Genomic DNA, 17,829 nt, shown 5'->3' with positions numbered 1-17,829 from the left:
TGCGGGCGCCGGATTACAGGTCCGCCACGTCCTCGATGGCGTCGGTGAGCGCGTTCACGCTCTCGACCGTGTGCTCGCCCATGTGCCCGATCCGGAACGTCTCCTCGCCGAGGTCGCCGTAGCCGTTCGAGAAGGCCATGTCGTACTCCTCGTTCACCTCCTCGATGGTCGCGGCCACGTCGATCCCCCGCGTGTTCTCGATACAGGCGACCGTCTGCGACTCGTAGCCCGCCTCGGGGAACATCGCGAAGTGCTCGTCGGCCCAGTCGTGGACGTACTCCATCATCTCGCGGTGGCGCTCGTCGCGGGCGCGGTGCCCCTCGTCGAGCATGCGCTTCATCTGCGTGCGGTACGCCAACATGATCGGGATCGCGGGCGTCGAGTGCGTCTGTCCCTTGCGGTCGTAGTAGTCGATGGTGCGGCGGAAGCCGCCGTACCACGAGGAGTCGCCCTTCTCGACCTCGCGGTCGTAGGCATCGTCGCTCACGACGCAGACGGCGAGCCCCGGCGGCATCGCGAACGCCTTCTGGGTGGACGCGAAGATGACGTCGATCCCGTGTTCGTCGATGTCGACGTAGTCGCCGCCGAGCGAGGAGACGGCGTCGACGGCGAAGTAGGTGTCCGGGTACTCCTTGAGGACATCGCCGATCTCCTCGATCGGATTCCGGACGCCCGTGGAGGACTCGTTCATCACGCCCGCGACCATGTCGTAGTGGACGTCCGCGGACTCGATCGCGTCGCGCACGTCCTCGGGCTTGACCGCCTCGCCCCACTCGTACTCCAGGCGGTGGACGGTCTTCCCGAGGCGCTCGGCGACGTTGGCGTAGCGCTCGCTGAACGCGCCGCAGGTCGGCACGAGGACGTGCTCGTCGACGAGGTTGAGCGTCGTCGCCTCCCAGAACTCCGTGCCGGAGCCGGTGAGGATTACGACCTCGTTGTCGGTGCCGAGGAACTCCTTCGTGTCCTCGACGATGGTGGTGTAGAGGTCGGTCATCCGGTCCATCCGGTGGCCGAACATCGGCTCGGCCATCGCCTCGATGACGTCGTCGCGGACCTCCGTCGGGCCGGGGATGAACAGCGTCTTCTCGTCGTAGTCGTCGCGGTATTCGCGTTTCTTCGTCACGGGATCCACCTGTTAGATCCTACCGGGGCGCGTGAGGGTATGGTCCTTGTGTTCCGTTCAAAAGGCGCGACGCGCGGTCGCCGTCGCCTCACGGAAACGGCGCCGTCGCCCGGATCAACCGGGTTTATACGACCGGGCGACAGAAATGTGGTATGATACACGCACCGAGAGTCGCAACCGCCGGAGGTGGGCCGCCGTGAGCGGCGACGAGGAGCTCGCGAAGGACCTCGGCCCGCTCGCGGCGCTCACCATCGGGATCGGGACGATGATCGGCGCCGGGATCTTCGTGCTGCCCGGCACCGCGGTCGCCCGCGCCGGCCCGCTCGCCGCGTTCACCTTCGTTCTCGGCGGCGTGATCGCCCTGTTCACCGCGCTGTCCGCCTCCGAGCTGGGGACCGCGATGCCGAAGTCCGGCGGGGCGTACTTCTACGTCAACCGCGCGCTCGGCCCCATGTTCGGCTCCGTCGCGGGCTGGGCGAACTGGCTCGGGCTCGCGTTCGCGTCGGCGTTCTACATGTACGGCTTCGGCGAGTACGTCAACGCCCTGGTCGGCCTCGGGCCGATCGGGCTCGGCCCGGTGACGCTGGAGGCGGCGCAGGTGATCGGCCTCGCGGGCGCGCTGCTCTTCATCGCCGTCAACTACTTCGGCGCGAAGGAGACCGGCGGGCTCCAGATCGTCATCGTGATGTCGCTTCTGGGCATCCTCGCCGTCTTCACCGTCGTCGGCCTGCTGAACGCCGAGATGTCGTCGCTGCGCCCCCTCGCGCCGCCGGGCACGACGAGCGAGGTGCTCCCGGTCACGGGGATCATCTTCGTCTCGTACCTGGGCTTCGTCCAGATCACCTCGGTCGCCGAGGAGATCAAAAACCCCGGGCGGAACCTCCCACTCGCGGTCCTCGGCTCGGTGATCATCGTCACGGTCGTCTACGCGCTGTTCCTCCTCGTGCTGCTCGCCGCGGTGCCGAACGAGCTGGTCGCGAACAACGAGACCGCCGTCGTCGACGCCGCCCGATTGCTGTTCGGCGAGTACTCGGTGTTCGGCTTCTCGCTCGGCGCCGTCGGCGCCGCCATGCTGCTGATCGGCGGGCTGCTCGCGACCGCCTCCTCCGCGAACGCGTCGATCCTCTCGTCGTCCCGGATCAACTTCGCGATGGGCCGCGAGAAGATCGTCACCCCGAAGCTCAACCAGATCCACGAGCGGTTCGGGACCCCGTACAAGTCGATCGCGCTCACCGGCGCGCTCATCGTCCTCTTCCTCGTCGCCGGGAGCGTCGAGTCGCTGTCGACGATGGGCTCCGTGCTCCACCTCGTGGTGTACGGCCTGCTCAACCTCGCGCTCATCGTGATGCGCGAGTCGGAGGTCGAGGGGTACGACCCCGACTTCGAGGTCCCCTTCTACCCCGTCGTCCCGATCATCGGGGCCGTGTCGTCGTTCGCGCTGATCTACTACATCGACCCGACGATCATCCTGCTGTCCGCCGGCCTCGTCGTCTTCGCGCTGCTCTGGTACCTGCTGTACGCCCGCGGGAAGGTGGAGTCGCGCGGCGTGCTCGGGACGTGGATCCTCGACCGCTCCGAGGACCTGCCCGAGCCGGCCGTCTCGGCGGCGACCTCCGTCCAGCCGAGCGGCGGCGACTACCGCGTGATGGTGCCGCTCGCGAACCCCGCGACCGAGGAGCACCTGATCACGCTCGCGTCCGCCATCGCGAAGCAGCGCGACGGCACCGTCGTCGCGGTCAACATCGCGAACGTCCCCGACCAGACCTCCCTGGAGGCGGCCCGCGAGCGCGGCGCCCACGAGGCGGCCCACGGCCTCCTCGACCAGGCCCGCGAGGACGCCGAGACGTTCGGCGTCGACGTGGAGACCCACGTCGTGCTCTCGCACCGCGTGTTCGAGGAGGTGTTCGACGCCGCGCGCACCTACGGCGCCGACATGACCGTGATGGGCTGGGGGAAGGACTCCCACGGGGCGCCGGGGCGCGCCGAGTCCGCCGTCGACGAGCTGGCGTACTCGCTCCCCTCGGACTTCCTCGTGTTCCGCGACCGCGGGTTCGACGCCTCGCGTATCCTCGTGCCGACCGCGGGGGGCCCGGCCTCGGACCTCTCCGGCGCGGTCGCGAAGATGCTCCAGGCGGAGTTCGACGGCGAGGTCACCCTGCTCCACGTCGCCGAGGACGGCGAGGAGGAGGAGGGCCGCGCGTTCCTCGCCGAGTGGGCCGACGCGCACGACCTCTCGGACGCCACGCTGCGGATCGAGACCGGCGACGTGGAGGACAGCATCGAGCGCGCCGCCCGCGACGCGACGATGCTCATCATCGGCGCGACGCAGAAGGGGCTGCTCTCGCGGCTGGTCCGCGGCTCGCTCGTGTTGGACGTGCTCAACGAGGTGGAGTGCTCCGTGCTGCTCGCGGAGAAGCGCAGCGACCGCGGCATCCTCGACCGGCTGTTCGGGAGCGGGACGGGGTCGCCGGACGTCGCGGACGTCCAGGAGACGCCGGCGGACACCGGCGTCGAACCCGAGCCGTCGACGCCCGAGATCGACGAGGGCGCGGGCGAGGAGTCGAAGGCGGACTGACGCGGCGGTCGCTTTTTACTAGCGGAGGGCGGGTGCCCCGCGTCACCCCCAGTGCCAGAAGTGGTTGTCGTCGTCTTCGACCGGCTCGGTGCGCTCCCGGAGGGCGGCCACGTCCTCGGCGGTCGGCTCGTGGTCGTCCGGCAGCCGCTCCATGCAGTCGAAACAGAGGAAGAACTCCGAGCCGTCGGTGAGTTCGAGCGTCAGTCCCTGCGTCGACTCGAACGCGAAGTTCCACAGGTCGCCGATCCCGCCGGCGATCCGGACGGACCGCTCGCAGACGTCGCACGCCTCGGAGGCCATATGTTCGCCTTATGCGGGCCGCGGGGTAAGGCGTGTCGCCTCGATACGTGTACGTCGTTGACGAGTTCAGCGGAGTGGTCAGATAGCTCGTCGTCGTGAGTTAATCAGTGAACGCTTTTTAAAATCTAGTCGTTTGCTTATAAACGGCTGCGACCAAGCCTACAGCGAATACCTCCAAAGCCCCAGCCAGCGAGGCGGGCGCACGCTCGCTGCGCGCTTCAGTCGCTCACTCCGTTCGCTCCTTCCAGTGCTTGCGTCGCCTGCGCCCGCCTCGCCGGCTCCCCCTTTGAGTCCCGCCCGACCGCAACCGCACAGCGCCTCACACCTCCCCAGCCTCGTCGGCCGGTCTCCGCTTCGCTCCGACCGGCCGACTCCCTCGCGCGTGCTCACTCGCGGCCGTCGCTTCGCTCCGGCCGCTCGCAGGCACGCGCCACCGCGGGATCAGCGTTGCTCCACGTCGATCACGTGCGCGTTTCCGGGGTCGAACCCGACCGCGACCGCGCCGTCGATGGGGTCCACGACGCGGACGACGAGCTCGCGGTCGCCCCAGTCGAGCGTGACGCGCGTCGTCTCGCCGAGGAACTCCGCGCTGGCGACGGTCGCGCGCAGCGCGTTCTCGCCCGCGGAGGCCGCGCCGTCTCCGGGATCTCCGTCCGCGCCCGCGACGCGGAGGTTCTCCGGACGGACGCAGAAGGCGATCCGGTCGCCGACCGACGGGGCCGCGTCGGGGTCGGCGTCGGCCCGCACGCGGAGGGTCTCGTCGCCGCCGTCGACCTCGACCGCGAGTTCGCCTCCGGCGGACGCGTCGGCCACCGTCCCGGCGAACACGTTGTTGTCGCCGACGAACTCGGCGACGAACCGCGTCGCGGGCTCGCGGTAGACCGTGCGGGGCGCGGCCACCTGCTCGGGGGCGCCGTCGTTCATCACCGCCACGCGGTCGGATATCGCCAGCGCCTCCTCCTGGTCGTGGGTGACGTATATCGTGGTGATGTCCAGCTCGGACTGGATCCGTTTCACCTGCGCGCGGAGCCGCTCGCGGAGCCGCGCGTCGAGCGCGCTCATCGGCTCGTCGAGCAGGAGCACGTCTGGGCCGGGCGCGAGCGCCCGAGCCATCGCGACCCGCTGCTGTTGCCCGCCCGAGAGGCTCTCGGGGTCGCGGTCGGCGGCGTCGGGCAGGTCGACCAGGTCGAGGAGCTCGGCGACGCGCTCGTCGCGCGTGACGCCCTCGGGCGGATCGGCGAAGTTGAGCCCGTACGCGACGTTCTCGCCGACGGTCATGTGCGGGAACAGCGCGTAGCTCTGGAAGACGACGCCCACGTCGCGGTCCTCCGGGGGCACGCCCGCGACCGACGCGCCGGAAAAACGGACCGTCCCGCTCGTCGGCTCCTCGAACCCCGCGATCAGGCGGAGCGTGGTGGTCTTCCCGCAGCCGGAGGGGCCGACGAGCGTGAAGAACTCCCCCTCGCGCACCCGGAGCGTCACGTCGTCGACGGCGGTCGTCCCGCCGTAGCGCTTCGTCACGCCGTCGAGCTCGACCGCGACCTCGCCGTCCCTCTCGAACTCCGTGCCGCGCTCAGAGCCCACGGTGGTCACCCCCGAGCCGCTCGATGACGACGAAGCTGAGGCCGGTGACGACCAGCAGGACGACGCCCATGGCGGTCGCCGGTCCGAGCCGCCGCCCGATGAACCGTTCGATCGCGACGGGCATCGTGTACGCATCGGCGCCGGTCGAGAGCACGACCGTCGAGGTGAACTCGCCGATCGAGATGGCGAACGCGAACGCCGCGCCCGCGACGACCGCCGGCCAGACCAGGGGGATCTCGACGTCGCGGATCACCCGCGCCCGCGAGGCGCCGAGCGCCCGCGCGGACTCGACGAGCGAGCGGTCCAGCCCGGCGAGCCCGGGCGAGACGGTGCGCACGACGAACGGGTACCCCGAGACCGCGTGCGCGACCACGATGGCGACCGCGCCGCCGGCGGCGATCCGCCACCCGGCGACCTCGACGCCGAAGACGAGCCCCCGCAGGAGCCCGAGGCCGACGATGATCCCCGACACCGCCAGCGGCGCCATCGCGGCCGCGTCGACCAGCGTTCGCCCGCGGTACCGCCGCGTCGTCAGCACCGCGACGACGACGCCCATCGGGAGCGCGAGCAGGGTCGCCGCCGTCGCGAACGCGAGGGAGTTGTAGATCGCGGGCAGCGGCCGCACCTGGAACGCCGCCCCCGTCCGCTGGCGCTCGACTAGGAACCGGTAGTGCTCCAGCGTGAGCGCGCCGTCGCCGCCCGTCAGCGACGCGAGGACCATCGACGCGATGGGCGCGACGAAGACGACCCCGGCGACGACGGCGTAGACCGCCAGCCCCGCCCGCGGCAGCAGCTCCCGGAGCGTGGGCGCGGGCGGCAACAGCGAGCGCCGGGGCAGCGGGCGCGCCCCGCGCGCGTTCGTCGCGTTCCGGGCCTCGTACCGGAGGTACGCCAGCAGGACGGCGAGCGACACCGCGAGCTCGACGATCCCGAGCACCGCGGCCTCGGCGTAGCTCAGGTCGCGCACCAGCCGGTAGACGAGCACCTCGACGGTCACGAGCTCGAACCCGCCGAGCGCCAAGACGATGGGGAAGGTGCCGAAGGTGAACACGAACGTCAGCGCCGCGCCCGTGAGGACCGCGGGGTACACCTGCGGCGCGACCACGTCGTAGAACGCCCGGACCGGTCCCGCCCCGAGGCTGCGGGCGGTCTCGACCGCGCTGGCGTCGACCGACTCCCACGCCGCGGTCGTCACGCGCGCCACGAGCGGGGCGTTGTAGAAGGCGTGTGCGATCACCACCGCTTCGAGGGTGAACATGAGCTCGACCCGCGGGAGCCCGAGCGCGGTCAGGGCGGCGTTCAGCGTCCCGTTCTCGCCGAACGTGGCCACGAAGCCGACCGCGACCATGATCGACGGTAGAACGAACGGGACGATGGTGAGCGAGCGCAGCGTCCGCCGGCCGGGGAACTCGTAGCGCGCGAGGAGGTACGCGGCCGGGAGCCCGAGGGCGACGCTCGCGAGCGTCGAGAGGACCGCCTGGTACGCGGTGAAGCCGACGACCCCGAGCCGGCGGTCGGGCGAGAGCAGCGACCGGGCGACGGCGGCCGGCGGCTCGCCGGACAGCAGCCGCGCCAGCTCGCCGAAGTAGAACGGGTCGGTGAGCACGTCAGCGAAGACGCGGAGGGTGACGGCGCCGTCGACGACGACCGCCTCGATCAGGACCGTCGCGGCCGGGTAGTAGAAGGCGACGACGAGCGCGGCGCTGGTGAGGACCGCGAGCGCGGTCAGCGCGTTCGCCTCGACGCCTTGGCGCAGGCGGGCCAGCCGCCGCGCGCGGCCGCCGTCAGCTCCCGTCACGCGCTCGGCCCCACGTCGGCCACGCGCTTAGTTCCCGGCGAACTGGCGCTCCCAGGCCTCGACCCACGCGTCGACGGAGCCCTGGAGCTGGTCGTAGGTGAACGTCACCGGGTCGCTCGGCTCCTTCGCCAGCTCGGCGTAGTCGCTCGGCAGCTCGGCGCCGTCGGTCGCCGGGAACGCGACGTTGCGCTGCGCGATCTCCCCCTGGACCTCGGGCTCCAGCATGAACGACATGAACCGCCGCGCGAGCTCGGGCTGGTCGGCGTCGGCGAACAGGGCCATCCCCTCGGGGTTCGCGTACGCCTGGTCGTTCAGGAAGCGGATCTGGTGTTCCTCGAGGTCCGCGCCCTCCATGTCGGCGAACACCTGGTCGGTCGAGTAGGAGACGACGATCGGCGCCTCGCCCTCGCTCCAGGCGGAGTACGCGTCGTCCCAGCTCCCTAGCACGCGCACGTCGTTGGCCTGGAGGTCCGCCCAGTAGTCGAGGTAGTCGTAGTCGGGGTCGCCGTCGCCGCCCTCGATCGCCTCCCCGTCGCCGTCGCTCGCGACGCCGCCGTCGCCGAAGCGGTTGATCGTGTGGAGGAGGAACGCGCGCCCGGTCGAGGAGCCGCCGGGGTTCTGCGCGATGAGCGCGCCCGCGTGCTCGTCGTCGAGCAGCCCCTCGAACGTCTCGGGCGCCTCCGTCGCGGTGCCGTCGTACACGAGGCTGACGTACCCGGTGTCGAACGGGACCGCCCGGTCGAACGGGTCGAACCGGAGGCCCTCCTTGACCGCGTCGCGGCCCTCGACGTCGCCGGCCTCAGCGAAGAGGTCCTCGTCCAGTTCGCCGTCGACGCGCACGAGGTCCTCGGTGGTGAGGCCGACGTAGAGGTCGGCGTCGATCCCCGCGCCCGACGCGGCGCGCTCGATGTAGTAGTTCACCTCGTTGTCGGGGGTCGCCCACTCCAGCTCGGCGTCGTACCGGCTCTCGAACTCCTCTTTGAGCCACTCGCCCGGGCTCACCGAGGGCGCGTCGATGAAGTTCGTGTACGTGGCGACCGTCAGCGTCGGCGTCTCCTCCTCGCCGCCGCCGTCGCCGCCGTCGCTGCCGTCCTCGTCCGTTCCGTTCCCGCCGCCGTCGCCGCCGGACCCGTCGCCGCCGTCGTCGACGCGCTCTGCGGTACAGCCGGCGAGCGCGACGGCCCCGGCCGTCCCCGCCGCGGTCAGGAAGCGTCGTCGGGTGCGTGGCCGGGCCGATCGCCGCCGCGTCTCGCTCTCGTCGGTAGTCATCACTCGGTTGTTGTACTCGGTGGTTACATAAGCGATCCGTGTCGGCGGCGACACGAATTTCCCCGTCGCGCCCGTCGAATTCGTATGGGAGAGGCACCGAGGAACGGCTCCGGAGAGCCTCCGGCGCGGTTCGGGCCGACCACCCGACGGCGGCTGATCGCCGGCGGGGCGGCGGTCGGCGCCGGCGGCCTCGCCGGCTGTCTCGGCGGCCGCGACGGCCCGGTCCCGGCCCCCGAGGTGACGAGCGACCGCATCGAGGACTGGCGGCGGATAGACGAGTCCGAGCGCACGGCCTTCGAGCAGTCGTACGGCCCGGTCACGGTCCGAGCGCTCGAACGAACGCGGATCTTCGAGTACGCGCCCGTCGCGGACGCGCTCGCCGAGACGGTCGACGTGTCGGGGTCGCCCGTCGTCTTCTTCGCGACGCGGATCGACCTCCGGCCCGCGATCGACGGGCTGCCGGCCGGGATCGGCCGCGACCGGGTGATGAGCGAGGTCGAGACGGCGGCCGTCGACGCCTTCCGCGCGCAGCTCCGGAACGCCGGCATCGAGGACGTTCAGGTCGCGAACGAGGGGATCACCACCGTCCGGTCGGGCCACACCGCGACCGCGTGGCGGCTGACGGGCGAGTACGCGATCGACGGCGCGATCCCGTTGCCGAACGGCACGACGGCGGAGATAGACCGGCGGCTCGAAATCGGCGCTCGGCTCGGCGTCTGGCACGACGGGACCGACGTGCTCGTCGCCGGCGGCGCGTACCCGACCGAGTCGCTGATCGAGATACTCGACGCGGCGCTCCCCGACTTCGTGGATGCCGAGACCGCCATCCGAGAGATCGCAGGCGCGGAGACCGCCGAAGCGCTCGCGACCGACCCCGAGACCTTCGACGTGGAGGTCTCGCAGTTGCTCATCTCGGTGGTGTGAGCGGCAGAGGCGTGGGTCTTCGGCTCCGTCGAAGCGCTATTGTTTATAAATGGAGGCGCGGTGGCGCGTGCCTGCGAGCGGCCGGAGCGAAGCGGAGGCCGCGAGACAGCACGCGCGAGGGACGCCGCGAGCGACCGGAGGGAGCGAGCGGCGAGGCTGGGGAGGTGTGAGGTGCGGTCGCTGTGCGGGGCGGGACTCAAAGGGGCAGTCGCGAGGACGAAGCACGGCGCAGTAAGCACCGCAGGAACGAGCGAAGCGAGTGACGAGGAGCGCAGCAAGCCGCGCGAGTCCTCGCGACTGGGGCTTTGGCGGTGTTCGTCAGGGATCCTGTCTCAGCTATTTATAAATAGTCGACTACGTCTTCGGAGACGTCCACCGCGTAACCCTCCGTTTCGCCTCGAACCGACCCGTTTAATCGGCGTCCCCGACTCTCACCCCCCATGAGCGACTTCCCAGACTTCGAGGTGATCCCCGCCGTCGACGTCCAGGACGGCGAGGTCGTCCAGCTGGTCGGCGGCGAGCGCGGGACGGGCAAGCGTTACGGCGACCCGGTCGAGGCCGCCGAGCGCTGGATCGAGGCGGGCGCCGAGACGCTCCACCTCGTCGACCTCGACGGCGCCTTCGAGGGCGAGCGCGTCAACGCGGCGGCGATCGAGGCGGTCGTCGAGAGCGTCCCGGACGGAGTCGGCCTCCAACTGGGCGGCGGCATCCGGACCGCGGAGGGCGCGCGCGACCTCCTCGACCTGGGACTCGACCGCGTCATCCTCGGCACCGCGGCGGTCGAGACGCCGGAGATCGTCGCCGAGATCGACGAGACCCATCCGGGGAGCGTCGCCGTCAGCCTCGACGCGAAGGACGGCGAGGTCGTGGTGTCGGGGTGGACCGAGGGAACCGGGTTAGACCCCGCGGAGGCCGCGTCGCGCTACGAGGAGCTGGGCGCCGGCGCGATCTTGTTCACCAACGTCGACGTGGAGGGCCAACTGGAGGGGATCGACCGGCAGGCGGTCGAAAGCGTCGTCGAGGCCGTCGATATCCCGGTGATCGCGTCCGGGGGCGTGGCGACGGTCGAGGACGTGGTCGCGCTGAAGGACGCGGGCGCGGCCGCGGTCGTCGTCGGCACCGCGTTATACGAGGGCGAGTTCACGCTGCGAGAGGCGCAGGACGCGACCGACGAGATATAAGAATCGGAGCGCGGGTTCGTCGTTGATCGCTTATAACCGATTTACTGCGGGTCGCTGGCGAACATCTTCAAAGCCCCAGCCGGGAGGCGGGCGCACGCTCGTTGTGCTCCTCGTCACTCGCTTCGCTCGTTCCTGCGGTGCTTACGTCGCCTGCGCCCGCCTCCCGGCTGCCCCTTTGAGTCCCACCCAACCGCACCGCAACCGCACCGCAACCGCAGCCTCACGCCTCCCCAGCCTCGTCGGCCGCCGTCGCTTCGCTCGGCGCCCGACTCCAGCGAGGGACCGAAGGTCCCTCTGGCAGCCGGCGCGTAGCGCCGGCGACCTCGCGCGTGCTCCTCGCGGCCTGGCGGCCGCTCGCAGGCACGCGCCACTGCGAGCCGCGATTTCACCCGCAACCGACTTACGAATCCCCCGCGACGGGCCGGTATGAGCGAGCACGACCGGACCGCGGCCGTCACCCGCGAGACTTCGGAGACGACGATCGAACTCACCCTCGCTATCGACGGCGACGGCGACAGCGAGGTCTCGACGGGGATCGGCTTCTACGACCACATGCTGGCGTCGTTCGCCAAGCACGGCCTCTTCGACCTCACGGTCCGCTGTGACGGCGACTTGGAGATCGACGACCACCACACCGTCGAGGACGTGGCGATCTGCCTCGGCGAGGCGTTCGACGAGGCGCTCGGCGACAAGCGCGGCATTCGGCGCTACGCCGACCGCCGCGTCCCGCTCGACGAGGCGGTCGCGAGCGTCGTCGTCGACGTGGCCGGCCGCCCGTACTACGAGTTCGACGGCGAGTTCTCCCAGGAGTCGGTCGGGGAGTTCACAAGCGTCATGGCCGACCACTTCGCGCTCTCTCTGGCCCACAACGCCGGGCTGACGCTCCACGCGACCGTCGAGAAGGGCGACAACGCCCACCACGAGGTCGAGGCGCTGTTCAAGGCGCTGGCGCGCGCGCTCGACGACGCGACCCGCCTCGACGAGCGCCGCAGCGACACGCCCAGCACGAAGGGCGAACTGTAGGCCGCCGCCGCGACCGACCGCCCCCGTCCCCCCGCGGCCGCCGATCGCTTATCACCGCGCGAACCGTTACCACGGACGCATGGAACTCGACTGCGAGGGGTGCGCCGGCTGCTGCGTCGACTGGCGCCCGCTCGACCCGGACGCGGCGGGCTCCGACCGCACCGGCCCACGTCCCCCGCTCGACGACGTGTACGCCCTCGCGCCGCTCACCCGCGACGAGGTCGCGCGGTTCGTCGACGACGGCCTCGGCGACGCCCTGGCCCCCCGACTCTTCGAGCCGGCCGAGCGGGACGAGGCCGTCACCGTCGACGGCACCGACCTCGCCGCCGTCGACGGGCGTCCGGTGTTCGTCGTCGGCCTCCGGAAGCCCCCGAAGCCCGTCGCGCCGATCGGCACGGACGAGCCGCGCTGGCTCGGCGCCTGCGCCTTCCTCGACCCGACGACGCTCCAGTGCCGGATCCACGGGGCCGACCGCTACCCGCGCACCTGCTCGACGTATCCGGGCCACAACCTCGAACTCGGCGCGGAGACGGAGTGCGAGCGCGTCGCGGCCGCCGGCGGCGGCGAGCGCCTCCTCGACGACGAGCCGCCCGGTGACCTCCCGGCGCCCGCGTTCGGCCCGCAGGCGCTCGGCGCGACCGTGTTCGCGTACCCCGACCCGGACGACCTCGACGGCGTCGTCGCCCGGCTCCGCGACGGCGAGGCGACCGCCGACGACCGCGCGCGCTTCGCCGGCGCCGCCGTCGGCTCTCGCCCGGGATCGCTGTCGGTGACCCGCGACCGCATGAGCGACGCGCGGGAGGCGGCCCGCGAGGCCGACTCGTGGGTCGGCGCGGCGATCCGCGCGTGGACCGACCACGCCGGCGACGACGGCGAACTGGTCGCACTCGACCGCGACGCCCGCGACCGGCTCGTCCGCGAGGTCGAGGACGACGCGGGCGCGCCCGGCACGCCGGGCTGGGGCGAGTAGGCGTTCGTTCTACTCTCCGTTCGCGACCCGTCGCACCGCGAGCGCGCCCTCGCAGACGCACTCGCCTTCGCACTTCGGGCACTCCGCCGCGGACCGCTCGATCGGCTCGCGGTGGACCGTCTCGTAGCCGTGCGCGTCGAACAGCTTCTCCGGGGAGTCGTCGCCGCCGTGGTACCACGAGTCCGCGAGGAACAGGTCGACGCCGCGGTCCGCGCCGACCGCGTGGAGGCGTTCGAGCAGCCGGCTCCCGATCCCGCGTCCGGTCGCGTCGTCGCGCACGTACCCCATCTCCAGGTGCCCGTACAGCCCCGCGTCGGGGAGCAGGTCGGGGTCGTCGAAGAAGTACATCTCGTCGGCGACGGCGTCGGGGGACGCGAGCTCCCGGAGCGCCATCACCCCGAGGATCCGGCCGCTCTCGTCGCCCTCGCGGCCCCCTCCGGGACCGGTCTCCCCCGCGTCTTCTGCGCCCGCTTCTCCCGCGTCCTCCGCGCCGGCCTCGACCGCGACCAGCACGTGGTACGTCGGGTCGTCGAGCCCGAGGTCGACGCCGTAGGAGCTCCCCTCGCTGAAGTGCGAGGTGATGAGCGCCTCCAGCGCCTCGGCGTCGTCCGGCCGCGGGTCCCGGATCGCGATCTCGTCCATCGACGGAGGGAACGTCGCCGCGGAGTAAGAGCGGTGCGGTGCCGGAACCCGGCCGTCCCCGCGGCCCGCGGTCACCGGCCGGCGTCCGGCCGCCAGACGCCCTGTCGCCGGTCGAGCCACGCGACGACGGCGACGTGCGGCAGCGTCATGGCCGCGATGGCGACCAGCGACACGGCCAGCAGGTCGCCCGGCGCCGCCACGCCGGCGGGCACCGAGACCCCGACCGCGCCCACGACGAGGAACCCGCCGAGCGTGAGCGGCGCGGCGTCGCGGCCGAACCGGGCGAGCGCGCCGACCGCGTCGCCGGCCGACGCCGCGCTCGCCGCCTCGGGGTCGACGAGGACGAGCCGCCCGACGTGCCGGAGCGCGTGCCACAGCGCGAAGTACACCCCGACCGCGAACACCGGCGCCGCGAGCAGGAACCACGCCCACAGGACGGCGAGCTCGCCGACGTCGCGGCGCCACCCGCCCGCGTCGCGGCCGTTCTTCACGCGACGGTAGCCGAGGGCGACCGACGCCAGCGTCGCGGCCGCCATCCCGACCCCGACGGCGACCCGGACGCCGGGCGCGAACAGCGGGTCGACCGCGGCCGCCGCCGCGCCGGCGTCGACGAGGAACAGCCCGACGATCCACTCGGCCACCAGCCGGTACTCATCCGGGTGCGCGAGGAGGGGGACGCCCATCGGGAGGCCCCCGCGGACGACGAGCGCCAGCCACCGCTCCGCCGACGAGGGGAGGTGGTCGACGCCGGCGATCGCGAGCGTCGCCACGTCGCCCTGCCCCCAGTGGAGCCACGTGAGCGCGATGAAGCCGACGAACGCGGCGACGGGCGCCGCGAAGAACGCGGCGACGACCGCGCCGCCGAGGGCCGCGTAGACGACCGAGACGACCGCGATCGACCGCCGGAGCGACACGTCGGGCGCGCCCCGGAGCGGGACGAGGTGGTCGACCGCGCCGTGCGCCATCCCGACGACGAGGGTGCCGAGCGCGAACGTCGCGACGCCGACTTCGACCGGAAACAGGGGGGTCACGGCGCCGATCGGCAGCAGCGCGGCCAGCGCCAGCGCCGGGCGGCGCGCGAACCAGCGGTCGACCCGCTCGCTCGCGGCGTCGGCCGCCTCCGGCGCGTCCGCCGCGCCCGCTCCGGGATCGCGCGCCGCCGCGGTCTTGGACTCGGCCGCGCCCGTCGACGCCGCCTCAGTCATCGACCACGTCGGGGTCCGGGTCGGCGGGCGGTTCCGGGCCCGGAACGTCGCGCTCGCCGTCGCCCGACGGGGACGGCTCCGCGACCGCCCGCCCCCGGCGGTCGTTCCAGTCGAGCACCCACTCGAAGAGGACGAGTCCGTTGACGGTCATCACGCCGGCCGAGGCGAAGAAGAGCATCTCCTCGATCGGGAGCCCGAGAACTGTGACGCCCGTCGTCAGGTCGGGCGAGAGGTACCACGTGCCCATTCCGATCGCGATCCGATCGGCGATCCAGAAGTACGCGGCCGGGATCAGCGTGGCCGCCAGCCACATCTTGGGCGTCCGCACGAGGTACCCGCCGCCGACCCCCCACTGGAGCGCGAGGACGGGACCGACCCACGCGATCAGCCCGCCGAGGTAGAGGAACGAGGGGTCGAGGAGGACGAGTCCGAGCCCGATCGGCACCATCGCGAGGCCGACCGCGACGCCGGCGATCCGCGGCGCGCGGTCGAAGTCGCCCTCGCGGAACGTCGGGTCGAACCCGATCAGGTGGAGCGCGAACGCGGTGACGACGGTCTGGATGGTGAAAAAGAGGTACTCGCCGAGCGGGATCGACAGCGCGCGGACGAGCACCGCGCCGTCGGCGTACCCCCACGCGCCCTGCCGGATCATGTAGCTGATCCACGGGGTCGTGTAGAGGTACGCGATGGCGACGAGGATCGCGATGCCGGCCGTCGCGCGACGCCGCCGGACCGCGTCGTACCGCGGCGCGAGGTACCACAGCGCCGCGACCGCGGGGAGACTGAAGACGAGGTGGAACTGGAGATACGTCAGCGTCGGCAGCATCGAACCACCCCAGCAGAGACACTCATACCCGTATATTTCGCTTCGTTTCTCTTTAACCCTTCAGCCGAACGTCGTCAGGTACCGCCGGACCGAACCGGTTCGGCCGTCACTCGGCGTCCGCGAGGACGCCGTGCGCCTCCAGCACCTTCCCGAGCCGGTACATGGAGGCGACGACCGAGTCGCAGACGGGGCGCACCGCGGACTTCGGGACGAACCCGACCGCGAGCCCCGCGACTTCCAGCATCGGCAGGTCGTTCGCGCCGTCGCCGACCGCAACCGTCTCGGACATCGGGACGCCCACCTCCGCGGCGAGGTCGGCGAGCGCGTCGTCCTTCGTCCCCTCGATCAGCGGCCCCTCGGCCTCGCCGGTGAGCGCGCCGTCCGCGTCGGTCGGCAGCCGATTGGCGACGATCGTGTCGACGGCGACGCCCTCGCGGTCGAGCGCCGCCTCGACGCCGCGCTCGAACCCGCCCGTGAGCACGGCGACGTGGTGCCCCTCGTCGCGTAGGCGCTGGATGAGGCGCGCGCCCCCGGGACGGATCCGGACCGCGTCGAAGGCGTCCTCGGCGTCAGCCGCCGACAGGCCCGCCAGGAGCTCCGCGCGCCGGTAGAGGCTCTCGGCGTAGCCGATCTCGTCGTTCATCGCCCGCTCGGTGATCTCGGCGACCTCGTCGGTAACGCCCGCCCGCTCGGCGAGCAGGACCGTCATCTCGGAGTCGGAGAGCGTCCCGTCGAAGTCGAACGCGATGAGGCTCATGGCGTCCGTTCGTCGCGGCGGGGTCTTGAAGCGCGCGGTCGGCCGCGAATTTCACCGACCGGCGGGTCGCCGCCCGGGCCGCTCACAGCCGCTCGCCGCGGTACTCGAAGTACGTGACCGCCTCGGCGCACCAGGCGCAGCCGCACTCGCTGTAGTAGCCGCTCCGGCCGGTGAGCCGGTCGGGGCTGGTGACCCGAATCCCGCGCTGGAACCGCTCCGCGAGCTCGTGGTAACGCTCGCACTCCTTCCAGAACGACGCCGCAGCGTCCATCACGTTCGATCTACGCGTAACTCGCATTTGAATGTTACTCTGAGCCCACCCGCTCGGCGCCGCTGCGGCCGTCCGCCGGCCGCGCTCGCTCACTCGCCGTCCGCGTCGGCGAGGAACTCCACGTCGCCGGCGATGACCGCGCTCGCGATGACCCCGACGCCGACGAGCGTCGCGACCCCGAGGGTGGTCAGCGTCACCGAGAGCGCGGACCCGCCGACCGCGACGCCGACGAACGCCCCGACGGCCCCGCCGACGCCGCCGGCGATCACCGCCAGCGTCTGTGCCTCCCGCATAGGTGTCGATTCAGTAACACCGTTTATAAGCGTTCCTGCCGGGTTCTCTCGGGTGATAACGCCGAGCGCGTCGGCGAGCGCCGGGGCGTCCGTCTCCTCCCCGGCCTCTCAGCGCGGGTACTGGCGTCCGAGGTCGACGCCGCCCGCCGCCGACTCGCTTCCGTCCGCCGCGTCGTCCGCGCCGTCCACACTGTTCACGTCGTCCGCCCCGTCCGCGCCGTCCGCGGTCTCGCCCTCGCCGCCCGGGCTCACGCTGCCCGTCCGGTAGCCGGCCATGTCGAGGGTGACGTACTCGAAGCCGAGGTCGGTCAGGTGCTCGTGGACGGCGTCGGCGAAGGCGGGATCGAGGGCGCGCTCCAGCTCGTCGGGCGCGATCTCGACGCGGGCGAGCCCGTCGTGGTCGCGGACGCGGAACCCCTCGAAGCCCCACTCGCGGAGCACGCGCTCGGCCTTCTCGACGCGGGTCAGCCGCTCCTCGGTCACCTCCAGCCCGGTCGGGATCCGCGAGGAGAGACACGCCATCGAGGGCTTGTCGGCCACGGAGAGGTCGTAGGCGTCGGCGATCGCGCGGACCTCCTCCTTCGCGATCCCGGCGTCTAAGAGCGGGGAGAACACGTCGAGCTCCTCGACCGCGCGGAGCCCGGGTCGGTGTCCCTCGCCCGGGTCGTCCGCGTTCGTCCCGTCACAGACCGTGTCGATCCCCCGCTCTTTCGCCGTCTCGTACATCTTCCCGAGCCGCATCGTCCGGCAGTGGTAACACCGGTCGCCGTCGTTCGCGACGAAGTTCGGGTCGTCGAGCTCGGAGAAGGTGACCGTCTCGTGGTCGATCCCGATCTCGCCGGCGACGCGCCGCGCGTCGTCGAGCTCCGCCGCGGGGAGCGTCTCGCTGCGGGCGGTACACGCCACGGCGTCCCCGCCGAGCGCGTCCCGGGCCAGCGCCGCGACGACCGCCGAGTCGACGCCGCCCGAGAACGCGACGAGCACCCCGTCGCGCTCGCCGAGCGCGTCGCGGGCGCTCGCGGCCTTCGCCGCCGTCTCGGGGTCGAGCGACCCGTCGCCGACGGGCCGCGCGTTCTGACTCATGGCCG

Annotated in this window: 17 protein-coding genes; 5 read left to right on the top strand and 12 right to left on the bottom strand. The window is 72.0% G+C overall.

All coding sequences use genetic code 11. The features are described 5' to 3' along the window. Positions 1-13 precede the first annotated feature (13 nt). Complete coding sequence (locus DVK05_RS10580) at positions 14-1,123, bottom strand: alanine--glyoxylate aminotransferase family protein (RefSeq protein WP_121563404.1); 1,110 nt, start codon at positions 1,121-1,123, stop codon at positions 14-16. Positions 1,124-1,319: 196 nt separating this feature from the next. On the opposite strand from DVK05_RS10580, the gene DVK05_RS10575 reads away from it, so the two are divergent. Continuing rightward, complete coding sequence (locus DVK05_RS10575; protein WP_121563313.1) at positions 1,320-3,698, top strand: amino acid permease; 2,379 nt, start codon at positions 1,320-1,322, stop codon at positions 3,696-3,698. A gap of 42 nt (positions 3,699-3,740) precedes the next feature. On the opposite strand, the gene DVK05_RS10570 is transcribed toward DVK05_RS10575, so the two are convergent. From DVK05_RS10570 to DVK05_RS10555, 4 genes are all read right to left on the bottom strand, one after another. Continuing rightward, positions 3,741-3,998 carry a hypothetical protein gene (locus DVK05_RS10570; RefSeq protein ID WP_121563312.1) on the bottom strand — a complete coding sequence of 86 codons (258 nt, stop codon included), beginning with the start codon at positions 3,996-3,998 and terminating at the stop codon, positions 3,741-3,743. Between the two features lie 441 nt (positions 3,999-4,439). Beyond that, positions 4,440-5,582 carry an ABC transporter ATP-binding protein gene (locus DVK05_RS10565; protein WP_121563311.1) on the bottom strand — a complete coding sequence of 381 codons (1,143 nt, stop codon included), beginning with the start codon at positions 5,580-5,582 and terminating at the stop codon, positions 4,440-4,442. After that, on the bottom strand, positions 5,572-7,380 hold the full coding sequence (locus tag DVK05_RS10560) for an iron ABC transporter permease (protein WP_121563310.1): 1,809 nt from the start codon (positions 7,378-7,380) through the stop codon (positions 5,572-5,574). Before DVK05_RS10560 ends, DVK05_RS10565 begins: the two co-directional genes overlap by 11 nt. 27 nt (positions 7,381-7,407) lie before the next feature. Further along, complete coding sequence (locus tag DVK05_RS10555) at positions 7,408-8,649, bottom strand: thiamine ABC transporter substrate binding subunit (protein WP_121563309.1); 1,242 nt, start codon at positions 8,647-8,649, stop codon at positions 7,408-7,410. A gap of 84 nt (positions 8,650-8,733) precedes the next feature. Here DVK05_RS10555 and DVK05_RS10550 point away from each other — a divergent pair, with 84 nt between their 5' ends. The 4 genes from DVK05_RS10550 to DVK05_RS10535 all read left to right on the top strand — a co-directional run bounded on the left by DVK05_RS10550 (position 8,734) and on the right by DVK05_RS10535 (position 12,747). Then, entirely contained in the window at positions 8,734-9,573 is an 840-nt protein-coding gene (locus DVK05_RS10550) for a hypothetical protein (protein WP_121563308.1), read from the top strand. Positions 9,574-10,013: 440 nt separating this feature from the next. Continuing rightward, positions 10,014-10,754, top strand: a complete 741-nt coding sequence (hisA, locus tag DVK05_RS10545; RefSeq protein WP_121563307.1) for a 1-(5-phosphoribosyl)-5-[(5-phosphoribosylamino)methylideneamino]imidazole-4-carboxamide isomerase — start codon at positions 10,014-10,016, stop codon at positions 10,752-10,754. 426 nt (positions 10,755-11,180) lie between these two features. Beyond that, positions 11,181-11,777 (top strand): imidazoleglycerol-phosphate dehydratase HisB, encoded by a 597-nt coding sequence (gene hisB, locus DVK05_RS10540; RefSeq protein ID WP_121563306.1) that lies wholly within the window; start codon positions 11,181-11,183, stop codon positions 11,775-11,777. A gap of 79 nt (positions 11,778-11,856) precedes the next feature. Then, the gene (locus tag DVK05_RS10535) at positions 11,857-12,747 is read left to right on the top strand and encodes a YkgJ family cysteine cluster protein (protein WP_121563305.1); all 891 of its coding nucleotides are present in this window, start codon (positions 11,857-11,859) and stop codon (positions 12,745-12,747) included. A 9-nt stretch (positions 12,748-12,756) separates the two neighbouring features. Here the strand turns inward: DVK05_RS10535 and DVK05_RS10530 are convergent, their stop codons facing one another. From DVK05_RS10530 to larE, 7 genes are all read right to left on the bottom strand, one after another. Beyond that, positions 12,757-13,389, bottom strand: a complete 633-nt coding sequence (locus DVK05_RS10530; protein ID WP_121563304.1) for a GNAT family N-acetyltransferase — start codon at positions 13,387-13,389, stop codon at positions 12,757-12,759. A 71-nt stretch (positions 13,390-13,460) separates the two neighbouring features. After that, on the bottom strand, positions 13,461-14,594 hold the full coding sequence (locus DVK05_RS10525) for a Brp/Blh family beta-carotene 15,15'-dioxygenase (RefSeq protein ID WP_121563303.1): 1,134 nt from the start codon (positions 14,592-14,594) through the stop codon (positions 13,461-13,463). Further along, the gene (locus DVK05_RS10520) at positions 14,587-15,420 is read right to left on the bottom strand and encodes a lycopene cyclase domain-containing protein (RefSeq protein ID WP_121563302.1); all 834 of its coding nucleotides are present in this window, start codon (positions 15,418-15,420) and stop codon (positions 14,587-14,589) included. The genes DVK05_RS10525 and DVK05_RS10520 overlap by 8 nt, the downstream gene beginning before the upstream one ends. A 106-nt stretch (positions 15,421-15,526) precedes the next feature. Beyond that, positions 15,527-16,177, bottom strand: a complete 651-nt coding sequence (serB, locus tag DVK05_RS10515) for a phosphoserine phosphatase SerB (protein WP_121563301.1) — start codon at positions 16,175-16,177, stop codon at positions 15,527-15,529. An 82-nt stretch (positions 16,178-16,259) separates the two neighbouring features. Beyond that, entirely contained in the window at positions 16,260-16,448 is a 189-nt protein-coding gene (locus DVK05_RS10510; RefSeq protein ID WP_121563300.1) for a hypothetical protein, read from the bottom strand. A gap of 89 nt (positions 16,449-16,537) precedes the next feature. Then, entirely contained in the window at positions 16,538-16,741 is a 204-nt protein-coding gene (locus DVK05_RS10505; protein WP_053770335.1) for a hypothetical protein, read from the bottom strand. Between the two features lie 108 nt (positions 16,742-16,849). Beyond that, entirely contained in the window at positions 16,850-17,824 is a 975-nt protein-coding gene (gene larE / locus DVK05_RS10500; RefSeq protein WP_121563299.1) for an ATP-dependent sacrificial sulfur transferase LarE, read from the bottom strand. Positions 17,825-17,829: the final 5 nt, after the last annotated feature.

The sequence above is a fragment of the Halorubrum sp. Atlit-8R genome, from assembly GCF_003666025.1.
Lineage (GTDB): Archaea > Halobacteriota > Halobacteria > Halobacteriales > Haloferacaceae > Halorubrum > Halorubrum salinarum.
Note: the sequence above shows the minus strand (reverse complement) of the source record. Positions and strands in the feature narration are given on the sequence as shown.